Below are 18,904 nucleotides of genomic sequence, written 5' to 3' on the forward strand. Positions count from 1 at the left end.
TGGCCCGCGGAGTCGTTCGAGCCGCTGCGCTTCGCGCTGAAGACGTTGTTGGACAGGCTGGGGGCGCGGCTGGCGGGGCGGCGGCGGGCGGCGGTGCGCATCACCTTCACGCTGAAGTTGGATCCGTCGGGGCTGCAGCAGGTGACGCTGGCGCTGGCGAGGCCCACGGCGGAGGCGAAGCTGCTGCTGGATCTGGCGCGGCACCGGCTGGAGGAGTTGCGACTGGAGAACCCGGTGGCGGAGGTGTCCGCGCGGGTGGACGAGTGCTCGGAGGACCGGGAGCAGCAGCTCTCGCTGGGGGATGAACCGGAGGGGGATGCGGCGCTGGAGGTGGTGTTGTCGCGACTGGTGACGACGCTGGGGGAGGAGTCGCTCTGCGCGGCGGGACTGGCGGAGGTGCACCGACCGGAGGGAGCGCATGGGGCGAAGGGCTTCCATCCTCCGGAGGCGCGGAAGGGGTGGGCGGGGGAGCTGGGCGGGGCTCGCGTGGAGCGCGCGGAGGGAGGAGGGCTCCGGGAGCGGCCCTCGCGGTTGTTGGTGGAGCCCGCGTGGCTGGACGCGGAGGTGGCGGAGACGGGCAGGTTGCTGGCCGCGAGGGTGGGCGGGCGGCGGCACCGGGTGACGGCGGTGACAGGGCCGGAGCGGCTGGGAGGGGAGTGGTGGTCCGAGTCTCCCTTCCAGCGTGACTACTACCGGGTGCACTTCGAGGGACTGGGCCCGGCGTGGGTGTTCCGGGACATGCGAGATGGCCGCTTCTATCTGCAGGGCTTGTTTGACTGACGTGCCACGCGCGGCGTGTGCTTTCGTGCAATCAATTGCAGAATCAGCGGGTCGGAAGCTCGCGGGAACTGATGCCTGTGAGCCCCAGGCGTCGCACTGCCTCTATGAACCGCTCTGTTCCAATGATCATCGTGGCGAAGTTACCCACCCGAAACAGGTCCAGGTCGACGGGGAGAGAACGCGCGTCGAGGATCGGGTGGTCAGGCCTTTGGAACGCGAGCCGGCCACATGTCTTACAGGCTGGCGCCAGATCTGAAGGGAGGCAGTCTGGATGCAAACGCCCCTTCAGTTCGATTTGAAGCTCCAGCATCTCTGGTGGGCTCTTTTGCCTCCAGCGCAGCTCCGTCTCACAGCCGACGAGACCCTGGACATGCAGTGACCGGAGTTGCTCCAGCGTGTCCCGGCGCAACATCAACAAGTAGTCCCCTTGCCAGGTGAGTGGACCCAAATCGCCACGGGCCGTCCCCACCATGGGGCCGAACGCCGTTCCTGGTGGAAGCTCCGCTCCTGGGGGGGCCAGGGGGCTCGCGAGCGTACGCAGGCGTTGGTACTCGGGCACGGACGTAGGCCATGGCCTCACGAAACGGGCCTGTTCCGGCAGCGATGAGAGGTCCACGCAAGGGTAGTTATGTCCCGAGCCACCCCAGGTCGCGCCACAGTCGGAGCACTCGACTCCAGGCAGCGACCACTTGTGCGCGGCGTTGAAGTCGCCTCGGTATCGAGAGGTCTCTGCACTGTCCTCACCCAGTTCGAAGAATCGAGTCATCTGTCCAGGACGTGGTTATTCCAGATGGGTGTAGTAGGGCTTGACGGGACCGCCCAGGAGTTGGAAGCGGTAGATGAGTTCCCCTGCATGTTTGAAAATTTCTTCCTTGGAGGGGAAGGGATTCTGTCTCTGATACTCACGCCATGCCTTGTTCCAGGCGCCTCCACGGTCTCCGCCTCGGTGAATCCGTTGGTGGACGTCCCGTGGAAGAGGGAGCGTGTAGTCGTGGATGTTGAGTCCTCTGCTGCGGAACCATAACGCCAGGTCTTCGGCCTGCGGGAAGATGTGGTGCTTCTCGAAGCGGCCCGGAGGGAGCTGAAATCTCGGCGGTGTGGGACGAGGACTCCCATGCCAGGGGATGACGAAGACGGGCTCATGGCCTCCAGGTGTTTTCAGCCCGCTTCCCCAGTTTCTGCGAGGACCTCCTCCGGGCGCAGCGGATGCCGCGGGAGGACGCGCGGGTGGAAAGCGCGCCAACGTCAGTTCGTCGAGCATGTGCTCGCAGCGGAAGAAGGCGCACGTGTCCTCTTCGCAGAGGGGAGCGAGGCAGACATCCTCATGCGGCTCGGAGCACTCTCCCTGCGCGTCTTCCCAGAAGGGGACCGCTGACGCAGCCGATGTCGCGCAGCCCTGCCATCCGGTGGCGAGCAGGACGACGCAGAAAACATGCAATGCGCGCATAGTCTGTGGATAGCACGCCGCCGCCCCCAGCTTCACCGGTTTGCCCACCGCCGCCTCGGGTGGTTATGCAGAGCGACCACCTTTTCCCCCAGGGCCCCCATGCGCGTCTCCGCTCTCCTCCTGCTGTCCCTGCTTGTCACCGCATGCGCCGCGCCGCAGGTCCGTCCCGCGGGGGCCATCCGCAAGGTCGTCGTGGTCGTCGGCTCGCGGGTGGACTCACTGCCCTCGGCGTCCTACCGCGAGGACCTGATGGGTGAGGGCAACCCTCGCACCGTCCTCTCCGGTTCGACGGAAGCCGTCCTCCGAGAGCGGGGCTTCGAGGTCGCCGGGACGCGCATCTCCGCGGCGCCTTCGCCCTCCACGGACGAAGTCGTGTCCGTCATCCGTGAGAACGACGCGGAGGCCGCCGTCGTCGTCGTGCTGTCCTGGGTCGACGTCTCCGCCGTCCAGACCATGGGCCGCGCCGACGTGGTGCTGGAGGCCGGCGTCGTCTCTCCCGACGGCCAGTTGATCTGGCGCAAGGAGAGCCGCACCGTCGCGATGATTGGCCTGTACCAGTCGCAGACGGACTACAGCTCCTATCTGCGCAAGGCCGTCATCCAGGCCGTCAAGGAAGTGCCCTGAGCCTCCACGCCCTCAGGGCTTCGGCCGAGGGCTCGCCAGTCGCAGGTGCTCGTGCACCGTCTCCGCGCGCAGGTAGAGGAACTGCGCGTCGCCGAACGCCAGCGTGTCGCCGTCGTTGAGCGTCACCTGCGCCCGAAACCCCAGGGGCGCGCCGTTGATCCACGTGCCATTCATCGACTGCGCATCGCGCACGAGGAAGCCGCCCGTCGCCGCATTCCACCGCAGCGTGGCGTGGTGCTGGGAGACAGACGGGTCCGGCACCACCAGGTCACACTCCGAGCGGCCGACGGTGAGCTCCTCGCCATCCACCTTGGGGTTGAGGAAGTGCACCTCCAGGTTGTCGAAGTCGCGAAGCATGGCGAGCAGCCGCTCCGTCATGCGCGAGCGATGCGCCATGCCCACCGTGCGCGCCCCCGTCAGCTGCTGGGCGACGCTTCGGAACACCGGGTCCACGGGCTGCTGGATGAGCGCCACCGGGCCTGACGCGGCCCGGAAGGCTTCGAGCGAGGCTTCGGCGAAGGGTCGGAGCTGGTTCACGGACACCATGTCGCCCACCCTACGTCCAAGCAGGGGCCACGGGAAGCAGGCTGTCGAGCCCTCCTGGACGCTCGGCGAGGGAGTCCGTCACACCGTGAACGTGGCATCCCCCAAGAGGGCATGGGAGCGTGCGCCCTGCATGCGGGTACTCGTCACGGGAGCGGCGGGCTTCATCGGTCACCACGTCAGCGCGCGACTGCTGGCGCGAGGGGACACCGTCCTCGGCGTGGACAACCTGGACCCCTCCGGAGATGTGCCACTCAAGCAGGCCCGCCTGGCCCGACTTCGCACCACTCCCGGCGCCGAGCACTTCACCTGTCATCCGGTCGACATCACCGATGCCGCCGCGCTCGCGAGAATCTTTCAGCAAGAGCGCCCCGAGCGGGTCGTGCATCTGGCGGCGAGGGTCGGCGTCCGGACGGCGAGCGCCTCCGCGCGGTCCTATCTGGACGCGAACGTGACGGGGTTCCTCCACGTCCTCGAGCAGTCACATGCCGCGCAGGTGGAGCACCTCGTCTACGCCTCCTCCAGCTCCGTGTACGGCGCTGACACGCCGCCCCCTTTCGCGGAGAGCGCCTCGGCCGACCACCCGCTGAATGTCTACTCCGCGACCAAACGCGCCGGAGAGCTGCTGGCCCACACGTACGGCCACCTGCACGCGCTGCCCACCAGCGGGCTGCGCTTCTTCACCGTGTACGGTCCCTGGGGGCGTCCGGACATGGCGCCGTTGCGCTTCCTTCGCGCCCTGCGCGAGGGGCGTCCCATCGACCTCTACGGCGAGGGCCGCATGCGGCGCGACTTCACCCACGTGGACGACGTGGCGGAGGCGGTGCTGCGCGTGCTGGACCGCCCGCCCTCCAGTACACCGCCGTATCGACTGCTCAACGTGGGCCGCGGCGAGCCCGTCTCGCTCCGCGACTTCGTGGCCGTCCTGGAGCGACACGTGGGGACGCGGGCCGTGCTGCGCCCACTGCCAGCCCAGCCAGGGGAGATGGACGGCACGTGGGCGGACCCCTCCGCGCTGGAGCGCGAGACGGGCTTCCGTCCTCGCGTCTCCGTGGAAGAGGGGCTCGCGCAACTGGAGGCGTGGGAGCGGGAGCACCCCCAGTTCAGGACGTGAGCCAGTCCCGCGACAGTCCAGGGGGACGGGTCGCATCATCGCGCTGGAGTCGCGCTCCCGCCCGGCCTCACCCGGCCGTCACCTCCACCCGGCCATGCTCCACGCGCCAGGCCTCGGAGGTGCACGCGCGAGCGAACGCGGTGTCGTGCGTCACCAGCAGCAGCGCGCCGGGATACTCACGCAGGGCCGCCTCCAGTCGCTCGATGGAGGGCAGGTCCAGGTGATTGGTGGGCTCGTCGAGCACCAGCGCCCAGGCGTGCTGTCCCAGTCCCCGGGCGATGAGCAGCTTGCGCACCTCTCCCGGTGAAGGTTGCTCCGAGCCGAGCAGCCGCTCGGGGTCCACGCCGAGCGCGGCCACCAGGGACAGCACGCGTCCCTTCTCCTCGGGAGGCAGGGCGCGCACCTCGTCGAGCGTGGTCCGCGCCTCCTCCGCGCCCACGTCCTGCGGCAGATACAGCACGCGCTCCATGGGCACGCGAGCACGCTCCAGCAGCGCGCGCACCAGGGTGCTCTTGCCCGCGCCGTTGGGACCCTCGATGCGCACGCGCGCTTCGCGGCCGACGGACAGATTCACGGGCCCCAGCAGCGGCACGTCCCCGGCGCGCAGCTCCGGCACGTCGAGGGTGAAGAGCCACGGGTTGGGCGAGCGCACGTAGTCGACGAAGACGGAGCGACCCACGGTCTTGTCCGCAGTGAACTCACCCACGGCCTCGGTGGCGCGCTCCAACTCGCGACGCTGGATGCCCACGCGGCGGCCCGCGTGATTCTCCGCCCAGCCCGCCACGACGGACGCGCCCATGGAGCGCGCGTCGTTGTCGTTCTTGTCCTTCAGCCGCTTGCGCGTGCTCCGGGATGCGTCGGCGGACTGTTGCTCCCGTCGGGCCTGGTCGAGCAGTCGCGCCGCGCGTCGCTGCTCCGCGCGGGCCTGTTGATAGACGCCCACCTCCGCCTCGCGCTCGGCCTCCCAGTGCTGCTTCGCCGCGGAGTAGGCCCCGGGCCACAGCCGCGCATCGCCGCCATGGACGCGCAGCGTGGCGGTGGTGAGCGTCTCCAACAGCGGCCGGTCATGTGACACGACGACGCCCACACCCTTGAAGCGCTTCAGCGCCGAGACGAGCCACGTCCGCGCCTCCGCGTCCAGGTGGTTGGTGGGCTCATCGAGCAGCAGCACGTGCGGCTCGGCGGCCAGCGCCGCGCCCACCTGCCACCGCTTGCGCTCGCCCGGGGACAGCGTGGACCAGCGCTCCAGCGCGGAGACGTCCAGCCCCAGTTGCCCGTGCAGCCTGCGCGCGAGCGAGTCCCATGACTCGGCGAAGGCGGTGATGTCCGGCGTCAGCGCCTCCACTTCCTGGCGGCACAGCCGCAGGGTGGGCGAGGGGGGCTCGGACTGGATGTGCCCCTCGGTGGGCGCAAGCTCCCCCGAGAGGAGCCGGAGCAGGGTGGACTTGCCGGCGCCATTGGCGCCCACGAGCCCCGTCCAGCCGGACGCCAGGTGGAAGTCGACTTCAGAGAGGACGGCGACAGCGTCGGAATAGGCGAACGACACGCGATGCGCGCGAAGGGAAGACATGAAGCGAACTCCTGAATCCAGGCGCGAGCCAGCCCAAGGGGCGGCCCTGCGCGGTGAGGCCAAAAGACCTGGGACTCAGCGGCTCAGCTTCAAGGGTACGTCGACCTCGCGTAGGGAGGGGGTGTCAGGCCCTCCGGTGGATGCGTGCGCCAAAATCTATGACGCGCGCCGGGGCGGAATGCAACCCCGTCTCGCTCGCCGGCCAGCCTGGACGGCGAGCAAGACGGATTCCGGACAGCGGTCTACTCGTCCTGCTCGGAGGGAGGACGGGGACGACGCGCCTGCGGAGCGCTGGCGCCGGTGAGGGTGGCGGGCTCCGCGATGACGTTGCTCCGGGCGATGCTCTGGGCGCTCAGGGAGGCGGCGGTGGGCGCGGGACGCGTCCCCGGGGCCTGGGGCGCGGGGCGTCTGGCCGCGTCCTCCTTGGCGAAGAAGACGTCCTTGATGACGGAGATGGCGCCCAGGGTGGCGGTGGCCTCGTAGGGGATGAACATCTTGTTGTCACCCTTGCCAATCTCCTGGAGGGTCTCCATGTAGCGCAGCGCGAGCACCTCCGGGGTGGCGTGGCCGCTGTGGATGGCCTCGAAGGTGAGGCGCGTGGCCTCGGCCTTGCCTTCGGCCTCCAGCATGGTGGCGCGCTTGTGGCCCTCGGCGCGGGCGACCTCCGCGTCGCGCTCGCCTTCGGCCTGGAGGATGCGGGAGATCTTCTGGCCTTCGGCCTGAAGGATGGCGGCGGCCTTGTCGCCCTCGGCCTTCGTCACTTCGGCGCGGCGCTCACGCTCGGCGGTCATCTGCTTGGCCATGGCGGACTTGATGGCCTGGGGCGGCTCGATTTCGCGCAGCTCCACGCGCGTCACCTTCACGCCCCACTTCTCCGTGGCCTCGTCCAGCACCATGCGCAGCCGGGTGTTCACCGTCTCGCGGCTGGTGAGCGTCTGGTCCAACGTCAGGCTGCCCATGACGTTGCGCAGGTTCGTCATGGTGAGCTGTTCAATCGCCAGCGCCAGGTTCTCCACCTGGTACAGCGCCTTCGCGGCGTCGACGATCTGGTAGTAGATGACCGAGCCGACCTCCATGTTGACGTTGTCGTGGGTGATGACCTGCACCGTCTCGAAGCCCATGACCTGCTCGCGCAGGTCCACCATGGTGCTGCGCATGTAGCGGTTGCCCGTGCGCATCTCGATGGGGCGGGGGCTGTCGAGGAAAGGGATGAGGAGGTTGAGGCCGCTGGTGGCGACGCCATGGAACTTGCCCAGCCGCTCCACCACCATGACCTTGGCCTGGGGAACGATGCGGACGCAGGTGTACAGCACGAAGCCCGCGAGCCCCACGAGAGCGGCAAGGATTACAAAGGTCAGCGCGTCCATCAGACTTTCTCCTGTTTCTGTTCCGCCTCGGGAACCGACAACGTCGCCGAAGGGCGGCGCACCCAAAGCTTGAGTCCCTCGACCTGCTCCACGGTGACGAGTTCCCCCTGGGGGATGGCGCCGGACAGCGAGCGGGCCGTCCACAGCTCGCCGTTGATGCGCACCGTGCCCCCGTGGGGGCCTTCAATGGACTCCATCACCACCGCCTCCTGCCCCACCATGGCCTCGACGCCCGTCTTCAAGTGCGAAGCGTTCCGCATGAAAACGTTTTTGAACAGGGTGCGCGAGGCGGCGAACAGGCCGATGGAGACGGTGGCGAAGAGCGCCAGTTGGAGGAAGAAGGTCAGCCCGAGGCCCGCGGCGAGCGAGGAGACGAGCGCCCCCACCGCGAACCACACGAGCCCGAAGCCGGACAGCTTGATTTCCAGCCCACCGCAGGCGAGGGCGGCGACGATCCAGAGCTGCCAGGCGGCGGGGGTCAGGTCCATGAAGATCTCTTTGTCAGTCGGTTCCCCGTCCTGTCAAACGCGGGCGGGCGGGGACGAAAGGACTGAACGCCTTCATGGGGCCCCGTGAGGGGGCTTGGGCGCGCCTACTTCGTACGGAACAGCTCCCGCGTCTCGACGATGGGCTGCTGGCCGCCGATGGTCCGGGTGAAGAGCAGGCGCTGGGGGACGCCGCCGCTATCGCAGTCCAGGGCGTCCAGGGCGAGGGTCTCCTTGAAGACGAGGGTGTGGCTGGTGGGCTTGGGCCGCGAGGTGGTCTTCTCGATGCCTCCGGTGCGGGGTGGCTCCTGGGGGCGGGTGGCGTAGGTCTTCGCGGGGCGCCGCGTCACGACGAACTCCACCTTGGCGGGCTCCCGGTCCAGGTTGAGCAGGTAGCTGCTGGTGTCCTTGTGGCTGGGGCCGACGGTGTCGGGGGTGAGGCTGTCGAACTGCACCAGCGTCTCCGCCTGGTAGGTGCCCCGCGCGTCGCGCTGGAAGCGGACCGTCAGCGTGTAGTTGTTCTTGAGCAGGGCGTCATTGGCCATGCGGGTCAACGGGTCCTTGAGCTGCTCATCGGTGAGCGGTGTCTGCCATTCCTTGAACACGCGGCCCTTGTAGGTGCCCAGATACAGCTCGCGATTCACCCCACAGGGGGCGCTCTTGCGCGAAGCGGCCTGCGTCTCGCCGACAAGCCCGAGTGCCGGGAAGAGCAGGGCGGACGCGAGGACCAGGGTGAAGGGAAGGGCGAAGCGGTTGAGGCCGTGCAGGGACATGAGTCCTCCTCGTCGAGAGGTGTCGTGGCGACATGGGCCGATGCCGTCCGTGGCAACGGGCGCCTTTCCGGGAGAGGGCGGCGCCGGGCGGACAGCGACGGTAGGCACCGGGGACTCGCGTGACAGTGATTCTCAGGAGTTGAGCGTTGCTGCGCGGACAGGGGGGCGAGGCTCGGAGATGGCATGTCTGGGTTTGGACGAGGGGCTCGGCCCAGGGGCTGTCTGGAAACGTCGTGGCGCGGCGGCGGGTGGCGGACGGGAGGCGCCGGAGTCGCGGAACGCGGCCCTGGAGGCCCGAAGAGGACGTGGTGCGTCGGGGCGCGTGCGGCGTGCCTCAACCCGGCGAGTCCCTCGGCTGCCGAACGAAGATCCGACCTAGCGCCTGAACGGCTGGTCAGTGTCTTGATCGGGTGTGGACTACGCCGAGCTCGTCTGTCGCTCCAACTTCTCGTTTCTGCGCGGTGCCTCGCATCCGGAGGAGCTGGTGCTCACCGCCTCGCGGCTGGGGCTGAGCGCGCTGGCGCTGACGGACGCGGATGGGCTGTACGGGGCGGTGAAGGCCCACCTCGCGGCGAAGGAGCACGGCCTGCGGCTCATCCTCGGGGCCGAGCTGACGCTCGAGGACGGGCCTCCGGTGGTGGTGTACGCGGCGGACTCGGGGGGCTACTCGAACCTGTGCGCGCTGGTGTCGCGCAGTCGGATGACGCACCCCAAGGGGGAGGCGGGGCTGCCGTGGCGGGCGCTGGCGGAGCGCTCCAGCGGGCTGCTCGCGTTGTTGCCGGAGCCGGCGGCGCTGGAGCGGGTGGCGCCGTTGGCGGAGGCGTTCCCGGAGCGCTTCCATGTCGGGCTGTGCCGGACGTTGTCGGCGGGGGACTCGGCCCGGGAGGCGCGCGCGGAGGTGCTGGCGCGGGAGCTGGGGGTGCCGCTGGTGGTGCACAACGACGTGCACACGCACCACCGGAGACGTCAGCCGCTCCAGGACGTGCTGAGCGCGGTGCGGCACGGGACGACGGTGGACCAGGCGGGGACGCGGCTGTGGCCCAACGGGGAGCGGACGCTGAAGGGGCCCGGGGAGATGGCGAGGCTGTTCGCGGACCGGCCGGAGGCGCTGGCGCGGACGGTGGAGCTGGCGTCGCGGTGTCGGGCGTCGCTGGATGACCTGCGCTACCGCTTCCCGGAGGAGGACCTGCCAGGAGGGAGGACGGCGGACGAGCACCTGAGGGTGTTGACGTACGAGGGGCTCGGGGTGCGCTACCCGGCGGGTGTGCCGCCGGAGGTGGTGAAGCAGATAGAGCACGAGCTGCGACTCATCGCCGCGCTGGACTTCGCGGGGTACTTCCTCTCGCTGTGGGACATCGTCGGCTTCGCGCGGCGGCAGGGGATTCTGTGTCAGGGGCGAGGGAGCGCGGCGAACTCGGCGGTCTGCTACGCGCTGCAGATCACCGCCATCGACCCGGTGCGGATGGGCTTGTTGTTCGAGCGTTTCCTGAGCATGGCGCGCAAGGAGCCGCCGGACATCGACGTGGACTTCGAGCACGAGCGGCGCGAGGAGGTGCTCCAGTACGTGTATGAGAAGCACGGGCGCCACCGGGCGGGGATGGTGTGCGAGGTCATCTGCTATCGCGGGCGGCTGGCGCTGCGGGAGGCGGGGAAGGCGATGGGGTTGTCATTGGACCAGGTGGACCGGCTGTCGAAGGTCTCCGCGGCGCACGGGTTCGAGGTGACGCCGGAGGTCCTGCTGGAGGCGGGGCTGTCCGCGTTCGACCGGCGGGTGCAGCGGACGTTGTCCCTGGCGGCGGAGCTGGAGGGCTTTCCCAGACATCTGTCCATCCACGTGGGCGGGTTCGTGATGACGCGAGAGCCGCTGACGGAGCTGGTGCCGGTGGAGAACGCGGCCATGGCGGGGCGGACGGTCATCCAGTGGGAGAAGGATGACATCAACTCGATTGGACTGTTGAAGGTGGACCTGCTGGCGCTGGGGATGTTGACGGCGCTGTCGAAGTGCTTCGCGCTGATTCGAGAGCACCACGGGCGGGAGCTGTCGCTGGCGACGATTCCGGCGGAGGACCCGAAGGTCTACGACATGTTGTGCGAAGCGGACACGGTGGGGGTGTTCCAGATTGAGAGCCGGGCGCAGATGAACATGCTGCCAAGGCTGCGGCCGAGGACGTTCTACGACCTGGTGGTGGAGATTGCCCTCATCCGCCCGGGGCCGATTGTCGGGAAGATGGTGCACCCATTTCTTCGCAGGAGGAACGGCGAGGAGACGGTGGTGTACCCGAGCGAGGCGGTGCGGGAGATATTGGGCAAGACGCTGGGGGTGCCGCTCTTCCAGGAGCAGGCGATGAAGCTGGCGATGGTGGCGGCGGGCTTCTCCGCGGAGGAGGCGGATGGGCTGCGGCGGGTGCTGAGCCACAAACGCGCGGAGTCGATGCTGTTGCAGTACCGGGGACGCTTCGTGGAGGGGTGTCTGTCGCGAGGGTACTCGCGGGTGCAGGCGGAGGAGTGGTTCGACAACTTCCGGGGCTTCGCGCACTACGGCTTTCCGGAGAGTCACTCGGCGAGCTTCGCGTTGATTGCGTATGCGTCCAGTTGGCTGAAGTGTCATTACCCGGCGGCCTTCACGACGGCGTTGCTGAACTCGCAGCCCATGGGCTTCTACGCGCCGCACACGCTGGTGGCGGACGTGCAGCGGCACGGCGTGGAGGTGCGGCCGGTGGACGTGCGGTGCTCGCGGTGGGACTGCACGCTGGAGGACGGGGGGAAGGCGCTGCGGCTGGGGTTGCGGATGGTGAAGGGGCTGGGAGAGTCCGCGGGACGGCGGGTGGAGGCGGGGCGAGGGGAGGGCTACACGGACGTGGGGAGCCTGGCGCGACGGGCGCGGATTCCCCGGCACGAGCTGACGCGATTGGCGTTGGCGGGGGCCCTGGGGGCGCTCTGTGGCTCACGCCGCAAGGCGCTGTGGGACATCCAGGCGCTGGGGCCGCTGGACTCGGATGACCTGTTCTTCGGGATGTCGATGGACGGCACGGAGGTGGAGCTGCCGTCGATGGATGTGTTTGCCCGCGTCTGCGCGGACTACGACACGGTGGGGCTGTCGTTGGAGAAGCACCCGCTGGAGCTGCTGCGGCCCACGCTGAGGAAGCTGGGGGCGGTGACGGCGGAGGGGCTGAAGCAGGTGTCCTCCGGGCGGACGGTGTCCGTGGGCGGGATGATGATCTGCCGACAGCGGCCTCCGACGGCGAGGGGGATGTGCTTCATCTCGCTGGAGGATGAGACAGGGATTGCGAACCTGGTGGTGCCTCCGGATGTGTATGAGCGGTGCCGGAAGGAGATCCACGGTGCCCTGTTCATCGTGGGGCAGGGCGTGTTGGAGCGCTCGGGCAAGGTGACGAACGTGAAGACGAAGTTCGTCCAATCCCTGTCCCGCACCTGAGCGGACCTGTCGGGGAGCCGACTCCGAGCCCAGGGCCTCACTGCACAAAGGTCCCAGGCGACTCCATCCTCCTTCGCGCCATTCAATGGCGCTTGTTGGCCCATGGCGGGAAGTGGGCAGGAGGTTGGCATGTTCAGGCAGATGCTCGGAATGGTCACCGTGGTGGGGACCCTGTGGTTGCCTTCGCCATCCATGGCGGAGCCGACGAGGACGCTCCACGTCGCCAACAACGCGTTGGACAGCGCGACATGTGGCGCGAAGGCGAATCCCTGTCGCTCCATCAGTCGGGCCATCGCCCATGCTCGTGACGGAGATCGCATCCTCGTCCACCCTGGCCGCTACGGGGACTTGAACGCCGACGGAGACTTCAGCGACCCCGGTGATGAAGCGGCTGAAGTGCAGACGGGGTGTCGCTGCATGATCCTGATCAACAAGCGGCTCAAGGTCGAGTCGACGGGGGGCGCGCAAGTCACGGTGATCGACGCCGCCGGGGCCGTGCTGGATGTCGTCAACATCACCGCGAGCAACGTCTCCTTCGGCGACTATGGGAAGGGGTTTACCCTCACGGGGGCTGGAAAGGTCACGGATGATGATGGGATTGGGCTGGATGTCCTGGGTGGGCGCGACGTTCGGGTGATTGGGAACATCGCGCAGGGCAACCGGGACGCGGGATTCGCCATCCGGGGGGACAACCACACGGTCAGGGACAATGTCTCCACGGGCAATGGGATGGGGTTCTCTCTTGGCTCGGACACGGAGGGGCACACCGTGAAGGAGAACCTCGCCACGAACAACGGCAATGACGAGGTGTTCGGCCACGGCTTCGTGGTCGGCGGGCAGAAGGGCACGTACGAGGGGAACAAGGCCATTGGCAACAGGGGTATCGGCTTCTACCTCGTCCTCTTCTCGGGGACCTCGGACTTCGAGTTCGAGGACAACGAGGCCATTGGAAACCGGGGCGCCGGAATGTGGGTGCGGTTTGGCGCGCAGCTCAAGGTGCGTAGCAGCAATTTCTTTGGAAACCTGGGTGAGAGCGTGGGTGGCTCCTTCCCGGCGGCGCCCAATTGCGGCCTCGTGAATGACATGGGCGGCCCTATCGACGCGGCACGCAACTACTGGGGCGCGGCGACCGGGCCCGGTCCGGACCCCGCGGATGATGCGGGCCCCGGGTCCATCTGTGATGTGAATGGCACCACCGTGGTCGTGCCCTTCGACTCCACGCCTAACTCGTTGCTCGAGTCCCTGGAGGAACGGCAGACCCCCGTGGCTGAGTGAAGTCAGGCCTCGCCGCGCACCGTGAGAGCGAGTGGGCATCCCGGACACTGGGGCTCCAGGGCTTCCGCCCGGGGCGCGTAAGCCATGTTGCCGAAGAAAAACAGCCCCGGGATTGCCAGCGACAGCGCACCGAGCAGTAACTTTTTCATGATCCCTCCCAGTCCTTGGGCTTAGGGCAAGCAGGTCATCTGACCGCCCCCGTGAGCCGGAGCATGATCCACCAGCCGAGCACCTCGCGCCCAGCCCTCGCCGGCTCTCACACCCTCACTGGAAGTATGAGACATCGTGGGATTTCTCCTTCCCATCCGCGTGGATCTCTGCGATGGGTCAGAGCTGTTCGGGCTGGGGCCGCTTGAACCCAGCTCACGTGGTATCCGCGAATATTGCAGCCGGGTTGCGATATTTCGGGGGCGCTGGATATAGTTGCCTGGAATTGGATATGAAAATCAGCACACCTGGTGCGTCCCGGACCCACTCCATGGAACGAGCATCCCGAACGGTGACCCAGGTTGTACGCCCCGTCCTTCGCTCCGTGCTTCACGAAGCGTTGGAGAGCGAGACGGGCGGTGAGGTGGTGGTGAAGTCGTCCACCGTCTCCGGCCGCATCTTCATCGTGGAGCAGAAGGTGGCCTGGGCGGTCCTGAACGGGCCCGGGGTCCAGAACTTCTCGTCGGTGCTGATCCAGCGGCAGCTGGTCAGCCGAGACGACGTCGAGCAGGTCATGACGGAGTGCCGCAAGAACGGGGGCAACTTCTGTGAGGTGCTGGTGGCGTGGGGGCTGGTTCCCCGCGACATGCTCCGGGACGTGCTTCGTGGCCACATGGCGAACCACCTGCAGGTCTTGCTGTCACTCCAGGACGCCCAGGCGCTCTTCGTCCCCCAGCCGCGCACCTACTCCAGTCAGCTGACGTTCAGCCTGGAGGAGCTGACCCTTCCCGTCGAACAGCACTCCACCCACCCCCCAGCCGAAAGAGAAGTCATGCCGAACGTGAAGCAGTCCCTGGAAGAGACACTGAAGATCGAAGGGGCCTTCGCGGCCTGTCTGGTGGATGCGAAGAGCGGAATGTGTCTGGGCAGCCAGGGCGGCACCGCGACGTTCAACATCGAGACGGCCGCCGCGGCCAACACCGAGGTCGTCCGCGCCAAGCTCAAGGCGATGTCCGTGCTGGGTATCAAGGACCGCATCGAAGACATCCTCATCACCCTGGGCGAGCAGTACCATGTCATCCGCCCGCTGGCGGCGCGTGAGGGACTGTTCTTCTACGTGGCCCTGAGCCGCGCCACCTCGAACCTGGCCATGGCGCGCTTCCGCCTGGCGGAGATCGAGAAGGGCCTGCAGCTGAGCTGAGCCGTGCGACTCGGCGCCCGCCGCTTCAGGCGGGCGCCGGACTCGACAATCCTAGGCGCGCCGGACCAGCACGACGCCGTCCTGATAGGTGCCGTGGGCGTGCTGGAGGAACTCGCGAACCTCGAAGAACCGCCCCCATTTCTCCCGGATGTACTCGGTCGTATAGAACGTGTGCATGTTGTGGAAGGGCGAGGGCATGTAGCGCAGCACCAGGCGCTCGGCGGGCATCGGCTGATCGAACCACGCGGAGGGCACGGGGTTCGTCTCTGACTCCAAGCACCGGTACGGATGGTTCGTGAGGTGCTTGCGGATGGGATGCTCGGGGTTGCGCATGCCCTCCCAGGTCCGCTCCGTGTGCAGGGAGATGAACGCGATGCCTCCCGGCTTGAGGACGCGGCGGAACTCCAGCAGCCAGGACTCCTCGAACTCATCCATGTGGGTGAAGACCGAGCCACAGAAGACCAGGTCGATGGATGCGTCGGGGATGGGCAGCGTCGGGACGACACTGTTCTGGAAGTAGAAGCCGCGCGGGGGCAGGAACTTGTTCATCCACCGGACGGCGTTGGAATAGATGTCCGTGCCGAAGACCTCCGCCTTGGGCGAGTGGGCGATGAAGTGACGCAGCACCCGGCCCGACGAGCAGGCGAAGTCGAGGAAGCGGAAGTGCGACTCCGGGTCGATGCCCGAGGACTTCAGCAGCCCCTTCAGGAAGAGGTAGTCGCTCAGGCCGTTGAGCCAGTAGCTGACGTGCTGCTCGCCGAAATACTCGGCGCGGTCCTCGGTGCGCGGCACCGGAGCGGTGTCCGACGCGACGTAGGCGCGGAGCTGCTCCTCCGAGAGCGCTTGGAGCAGCCGGGTCTGGAGCGTCCCGTCGTCCGCGCCGAAGAGGCCCCGGATGACGTCATGGAGGGGCTGCCCGGCGTGGTGCGTGCGCAAGAGCTCGGCCACGGGAGGGAGCGCGTTTCGCAAGGGGCGATCCGGCAGGGTCCACACGGCACTGGTGAGGTCCGGCGCGGCCTGGGGCGCGGGAGGAGGAGGGGCGCTGGAGGGCTCCGGGGTCTCCATCCAGGGCGCCAGCCGGTGGACGACCTTGCGTGCCACGGACTTCACCAGCGGCTTGAGATGCTCGGACAGCGCCTTCTCGGTCTGATTGGACATGGGAGTCTGGGTGTTTTTCGCTGATTGAAAGGGCGCGCAGTAAAGGGGGTCTCCCTCTGGAAAGCAACGACTCTCACGGCGGATACCGCCCCCGCGTACGGGCCGAATCCTCGTGACTCACAGTGTTGATACAAGCCAAGACATCCGTGGGACGGTCTGTCTCCACGGATGCCAATGATTGTCATGGGCGGAGGCCCGCCCCGCCGGGGAGGTGGTGCTTGCCGGCGAGGCGGGAGCGCGCCGGATTAGGGCTGCACGACGAAACGGTAGTTCTGGCCGTAGCGCGAGTCCCAGCGGCGGCAGTAGCCCCGGTCCCAGTTCTCGAACCAGAGCGCGACGGAGCGAGCCCCGGCGGGCGCGGTGAGGGTGACGGGGACACCGTAACGCGAGTAGCCCGAGACCTGCGTGACGCTCAGGTCTCCGGTGACGCCGTTGTCGAAGCGGTAGCGGACCCAGACCTCCCAGGTGGGCGCGCCGTTGTAGAGCAGGCGGCACTCGGGCAGCCGGTCGATGTCGTAATCCACCACGAACGTCTGCCCCGCCTTCACGGTTCCCACGGGGTACTCCACCCAGCCCTCCTGGAAGACCAGGGTCGGGACGTGGGCGGTGCCGGCGGGGCGCACGGTGAAGCGGAAGTTCGAGCCGTAATTGGAGTCGTACTGCTCGCAGCCCGCGCTGGAGACGCGGAACCACAGCTCCAGCGTGCCCGCGGCGGGCAGGGAGAGCACCGGCGGCGCGCCCGCGGTGGGCTGGCCCGCGACGTCGAAGCTGCTCTCCGCCCCGCCGTCGAGGCGGTAGTGGCCGGTGAGGCTCCAGCCCGGGCTGCCGTCGGGCAGGGTGGCGCGGCACTGCGGCAGGCGGCTGGCGTCATACGCCACCTGGACCTGTCCACCGGCGAGCAGCGTCTGCGACTGGGCAAGCGACCAGTTGGCGCCGAAGGTGATGACGGGCGGGGTCTGCGCCGCCGCGCCGCCGCCGAGCAGCAGCAGGGGGACCACGAGGAGGGACATGAGTCGGTTCAAGGGTGTGGCTCCAGGGTGAGAGTCAGGCCCGCTGGTGTCGACCGCAAGGGGGTTCGGGCCGCCTCCTGGACGGAGGCGGGCGCATCATGGCCGACGCCACCGACGCCCAGCTGCCTCGTTGATACCGGGTATTTAGAGTAGGCTCCGCGCTGAACACCCTGGAGCGAGCACCGAATGACCCTGTTCAGGAGGCCGTCCCCGGCCGGCGGGCCGAGCGACGATTCGAGCCGCAGCGCTACTCCCACCGAGACGCCTTCCGTCCCAGATACACCCAACCCGGTGCTCAGCTCCCCCCCGCGTCCCCGCCCCGGGATGACGGGCTCCGCCCCCTCGCTCCCCGAGCGCCGGCCCGCGGCCCCCCAACGTCCCTCCGCCCCGCAGTCCGAGGAGCCGGAGTACCCCACCGAACGCCGCCCCGGGCCTCCCGCGGCGCCCCGCTCGCCCCTGCAATCCGGCCCGCTGCCGTCCGTCATCGTCTCCAACCAGGAGCGCCGCCCCCCCGCCGCGCCCGGCGCCGAGCGTCGCCCCCAGGCGGCCGCCCCCGCGGCGCCGCCCCCCAGCGGACAGGAACGGCGGACCATTCCGCCTCCAGCGTCCTATGCGGGCCCCGAGCGGCGCACCCCTGGCACCAGCTCCCGGCGAGCGTTGGACCCGAACGCGGGGTCCCAGGAGCGCTTCTGGCCCAGCCAGCCTCGCACCCTGGAGGAGACCGGCCTCACGGCGACCTTCGTGGAGGAGCTCATCCTCAAGGCGCTCTTCTTCGCCGGTGAGATGCGCGGCATGGACCTGGCCAGCCGTATCCAGCTCCCCTCGTCCGTCATCGACGACATCATCGAGGGCCTGCGCCGCCAGAAGTACGTGGACATCCGAGGCGGCGGTGCGTCCGGTGTCGGCAAGTCCACGATGATCTACCAGCTGACGACCTTCGTGACGGACATGCTGCGGCAGATCACCGACCGCAACCGTTACAACGGCCCCGCGCCCGTCTCCTTCCAGGAGTACGTCGCGGCGGTGAAGAAGCAGACGGTGCGCGGCAATCGCATCACCCGCGCGCGGATGCAGGACAAGTTCGGCGACCTGGTCATCCGCGACTACATCTACGACGGCATCGGCCCGGCGATGAACTCCGGCCGCGCCATCTTCTTCTACGGCCCCCCCGGCAATGGCAAGACAGCCATCTGCCAGGGCATGGTGAACTGCTTCGAGGGGGACATCTTCATCCCCCACGCCATCCTCATCGACGACTTCGTCGTGAAGGTCTTCGACGCCAACATCCACAAGCCCGTGGAGGATGAAGGGGGCGCCTCGTATGACCGGCGCTGGGTGCGCTGCCGTCGGCCGCTCGTCGTCGTGGGCGGTGAGCTGACGCTGGACATGCTCGACCTCGTCTACTCGCCGGAGGTGAAGTACTACGAGGCCCCGTTCCAGATGAAGGCCAGCAACGGGATGCTCCTCATCGACGACTTCGGCCGGCAGAAGGTGTCGCCGAAAGATCTGCTCAACCGGTGGATTGTCCCGCTGGAGAGCGACATCGACATGCTCACCCTGCACACGGGCAAGAAGCTGCAGGTGCCCTTCGACGTGTTCGCCGCCTTCTCCACCAACCTGGACCCCAGCGCCCTCGTGGACGACGCCTTCCTGCGCCGCGTCCGCTACAAGCTGGAGGTGCAACGGCCGGACGAAGAGCAGTTCCACCAGATCTTCGAAATCATGTGTCGCAAGCGGGGCGTGGCCTACAACGCCAACGCCATCGACTACCTCATCGACTCGCACTACCGGCCGACGGACCGCCCCTTCGCGGCCTGCCAGCCTCGAGACCTCCTGGACCAGGTCATCGACATGTCCCACTACCTGGGACAGGAGCCGAAGCTGGACCCCGCCTTGCTGGACGCCGCCGTGCGCAGCTACTTCGTGCGCTTCGACAAGCCCTCGGGGACCACCGCGGCCTCCGCGACCTGAGCC

At 68.2% G+C, this 18,904-nt stretch carries 16 protein-coding genes and 1 pseudogene; 7 read left to right on the forward strand and 10 right to left on the reverse strand.

Translation table 11 applies throughout. From position 1 onward, the window contains the following. Positions 1 to 780: pseudogene (locus HUA78_RS34025) on the forward strand (DNA polymerase Y family protein); the annotation flags it as partial. Between the two features lie 43 nt (positions 781 to 823). Here HUA78_RS34025 and HUA78_RS34030 read toward each other — a convergent pair. Both HUA78_RS34030 and HUA78_RS34035 read right to left on the reverse strand, forming a co-directional pair. Next, on the reverse strand, positions 824 to 1,546 hold the full coding sequence (locus HUA78_RS34030; protein WP_174459318.1) for a double-CXXCG motif protein: 723 nt from the start codon (positions 1,544 to 1,546) through the stop codon (positions 824 to 826). 15 nt (positions 1,547 to 1,561) lie between these two features. Further along, positions 1,562 to 2,227: a TIGR02269 family lipoprotein gene (locus HUA78_RS34035; protein WP_174463713.1), complete on the reverse strand. Its 666-nt coding sequence runs from the start codon at positions 2,225 to 2,227 to the stop codon at positions 1,562 to 1,564. 99 nt (positions 2,228 to 2,326) lie between these two features. On the opposite strand from HUA78_RS34035, the gene HUA78_RS34040 reads away from it, so the two are divergent. Continuing rightward, on the forward strand, positions 2,327 to 2,851 hold the full coding sequence (locus HUA78_RS34040) for a hypothetical protein (RefSeq protein ID WP_141648776.1): 525 nt from the start codon (positions 2,327 to 2,329) through the stop codon (positions 2,849 to 2,851). A 12-nt stretch (positions 2,852 to 2,863) separates the two neighbouring features. On the opposite strand, the gene HUA78_RS34045 is transcribed toward HUA78_RS34040, so the two are convergent. Beyond that, entirely contained in the window at positions 2,864 to 3,397 is a 534-nt protein-coding gene (locus tag HUA78_RS34045; RefSeq protein WP_141648775.1) for an FHA domain-containing protein, read from the reverse strand. A 130-nt stretch (positions 3,398 to 3,527) separates the two neighbouring features. On the opposite strand from HUA78_RS34045, the gene HUA78_RS34050 reads away from it, so the two are divergent. After that, entirely contained in the window at positions 3,528 to 4,508 is a 981-nt protein-coding gene (locus tag HUA78_RS34050; RefSeq protein ID WP_174463666.1) for an NAD-dependent epimerase/dehydratase family protein, read from the forward strand. 67 nt (positions 4,509 to 4,575) lie between these two features. Here the strand turns inward: HUA78_RS34050 and HUA78_RS34055 are convergent, their stop codons facing one another. The 4 genes from HUA78_RS34055 to HUA78_RS34070 all read right to left on the reverse strand — a co-directional run bounded on the left by HUA78_RS34055 (position 4,576) and on the right by HUA78_RS34070 (position 8,703). Further along, positions 4,576 to 6,078, reverse strand: a complete 1,503-nt coding sequence (locus tag HUA78_RS34055; protein ID WP_174478066.1) for an ATP-binding cassette domain-containing protein — start codon at positions 6,076 to 6,078, stop codon at positions 4,576 to 4,578. Positions 6,079 to 6,320: 242 nt separating this feature from the next. After that, a complete protein-coding gene (locus HUA78_RS34060; protein ID WP_141648772.1) occupies positions 6,321 to 7,445 on the reverse strand; it encodes an SPFH domain-containing protein in 1,125 nt (374 codons plus the stop codon). Next, complete coding sequence (locus tag HUA78_RS34065; RefSeq protein WP_141648771.1) at positions 7,445 to 7,933, reverse strand: NfeD family protein; 489 nt, start codon at positions 7,931 to 7,933, stop codon at positions 7,445 to 7,447. Before HUA78_RS34065 ends, HUA78_RS34060 begins: the two co-directional genes overlap by 1 nt. 104 nt (positions 7,934 to 8,037) lie before the next feature. Continuing rightward, entirely contained in the window at positions 8,038 to 8,703 is a 666-nt protein-coding gene (locus HUA78_RS34070) for a hypothetical protein (protein WP_174463669.1), read from the reverse strand. 412 nt (positions 8,704 to 9,115) lie between these two features. On the opposite strand from HUA78_RS34070, the gene HUA78_RS34075 reads away from it, so the two are divergent. Beyond that, positions 9,116 to 12,139, forward strand: coding sequence for an error-prone DNA polymerase (locus HUA78_RS34075; protein ID WP_174478067.1), 3,024 nt, complete (start codon positions 9,116 to 9,118; stop codon positions 12,137 to 12,139). Positions 12,140 to 12,268: 129 nt separating this feature from the next. Next, positions 12,269 to 13,414: a right-handed parallel beta-helix repeat-containing protein gene (locus tag HUA78_RS34080; protein WP_174478068.1), complete on the forward strand. Its 1,146-nt coding sequence runs from the start codon at positions 12,269 to 12,271 to the stop codon at positions 13,412 to 13,414. A gap of 2 nt (positions 13,415 to 13,416) precedes the next feature. Here the strand turns inward: HUA78_RS34080 and HUA78_RS34085 are convergent, their stop codons facing one another. Continuing rightward, entirely contained in the window at positions 13,417 to 13,563 is a 147-nt protein-coding gene (locus HUA78_RS34085) for a hypothetical protein (RefSeq protein WP_174478069.1), read from the reverse strand. A gap of 383 nt (positions 13,564 to 13,946) precedes the next feature. Here HUA78_RS34085 and HUA78_RS46005 point away from each other — a divergent pair, with 383 nt between their 5' ends. Continuing rightward, the gene (locus HUA78_RS46005; RefSeq protein ID WP_371745721.1) at positions 13,947 to 14,762 is read left to right on the forward strand and encodes a hypothetical protein; all 816 of its coding nucleotides are present in this window, start codon (positions 13,947 to 13,949) and stop codon (positions 14,760 to 14,762) included. A gap of 51 nt (positions 14,763 to 14,813) precedes the next feature. Here HUA78_RS46005 and HUA78_RS34095 read toward each other — a convergent pair whose 3' ends face one another. Continuing rightward, the gene (locus HUA78_RS34095) at positions 14,814 to 15,920 is read right to left on the reverse strand and encodes a class I SAM-dependent methyltransferase (RefSeq protein WP_174459311.1); all 1,107 of its coding nucleotides are present in this window, start codon (positions 15,918 to 15,920) and stop codon (positions 14,814 to 14,816) included. 245 nt (positions 15,921 to 16,165) lie between these two features. After that, positions 16,166 to 16,930, reverse strand: a complete 765-nt coding sequence (locus HUA78_RS34100) for a DUF6209 family protein (RefSeq protein ID WP_174478070.1) — start codon at positions 16,928 to 16,930, stop codon at positions 16,166 to 16,168. A 186-nt stretch (positions 16,931 to 17,116) separates the two neighbouring features. On the opposite strand from HUA78_RS34100, the gene HUA78_RS34105 reads away from it, so the two are divergent. Further along, the gene (locus HUA78_RS34105) at positions 17,117 to 18,901 is read left to right on the forward strand and encodes an ATPase (RefSeq protein ID WP_174459309.1); all 1,785 of its coding nucleotides are present in this window, start codon (positions 17,117 to 17,119) and stop codon (positions 18,899 to 18,901) included. Positions 18,902 to 18,904 lie beyond the last annotated feature (3 nt).

The organism is Myxococcus sp. CA033 (genome assembly GCF_013336625.1).
Lineage (GTDB): Bacteria > Myxococcota > Myxococcia > Myxococcales > Myxococcaceae > Myxococcus > Myxococcus llanfairpwllgwyngyllgogerychwyrndrobwllllantysiliogogogochensis.

Coding starts and splice junctions, on each gene's coding strand:
- HUA78_RS34100 (WP_174478070.1), bottom strand. CDS start 16,930: ATGTCCCTCCTCGTGGTCCCCCTGCTGCTGCTCGGCGGCGGCGCGGCG.
- HUA78_RS34065 (WP_141648771.1), bottom strand. CDS start 7,933: ATGGACCTGACCCCCGCCGCCTGGCAGCTCTGGATCGTCGCCGCCCTC.
- HUA78_RS34070 (WP_174463669.1), bottom strand. CDS start 8,703: ATGTCCCTGCACGGCCTCAACCGCTTCGCCCTTCCCTTCACCCTGGTC.
- HUA78_RS34035 (WP_174463713.1), bottom strand. CDS start 2,227: ATGCGCGCATTGCATGTTTTCTGCGTCGTCCTGCTCGCCACCGGATGG.
- HUA78_RS34080 (WP_174478068.1), top strand. CDS start 12,269: ATGTTCAGGCAGATGCTCGGAATGGTCACCGTGGTGGGGACCCTGTGG.
- HUA78_RS34105 (WP_174459309.1), top strand. CDS start 17,117: ATGACCCTGTTCAGGAGGCCGTCCCCGGCCGGCGGGCCGAGCGACGAT.
- HUA78_RS34040 (WP_141648776.1), top strand. CDS start 2,327: ATGCGCGTCTCCGCTCTCCTCCTGCTGTCCCTGCTTGTCACCGCATGC.
- HUA78_RS34030 (WP_174459318.1), bottom strand. CDS start 1,546: ATGACTCGATTCTTCGAACTGGGTGAGGACAGTGCAGAGACCTCTCGA.
- HUA78_RS34085 (WP_174478069.1), bottom strand. CDS start 13,563: ATGAAAAAGTTACTGCTCGGTGCGCTGTCGCTGGCAATCCCGGGGCTG.
- HUA78_RS34055 (WP_174478066.1), bottom strand. CDS start 6,078: ATGTCTTCCCTTCGCGCGCATCGCGTGTCGTTCGCCTATTCCGACGCT.
- HUA78_RS34095 (WP_174459311.1), bottom strand. CDS start 15,920: ATGTCCAATCAGACCGAGAAGGCGCTGTCCGAGCATCTCAAGCCGCTG.
- HUA78_RS34050 (WP_174463666.1), top strand. CDS start 3,528: ATGCGGGTACTCGTCACGGGAGCGGCGGGCTTCATCGGTCACCACGTC.
- HUA78_RS34060 (WP_141648772.1), bottom strand. CDS start 7,445: ATGGACGCGCTGACCTTTGTAATCCTTGCCGCTCTCGTGGGGCTCGCG.
- HUA78_RS34045 (WP_141648775.1), bottom strand. CDS start 3,397: ATGGTGTCCGTGAACCAGCTCCGACCCTTCGCCGAAGCCTCGCTCGAA.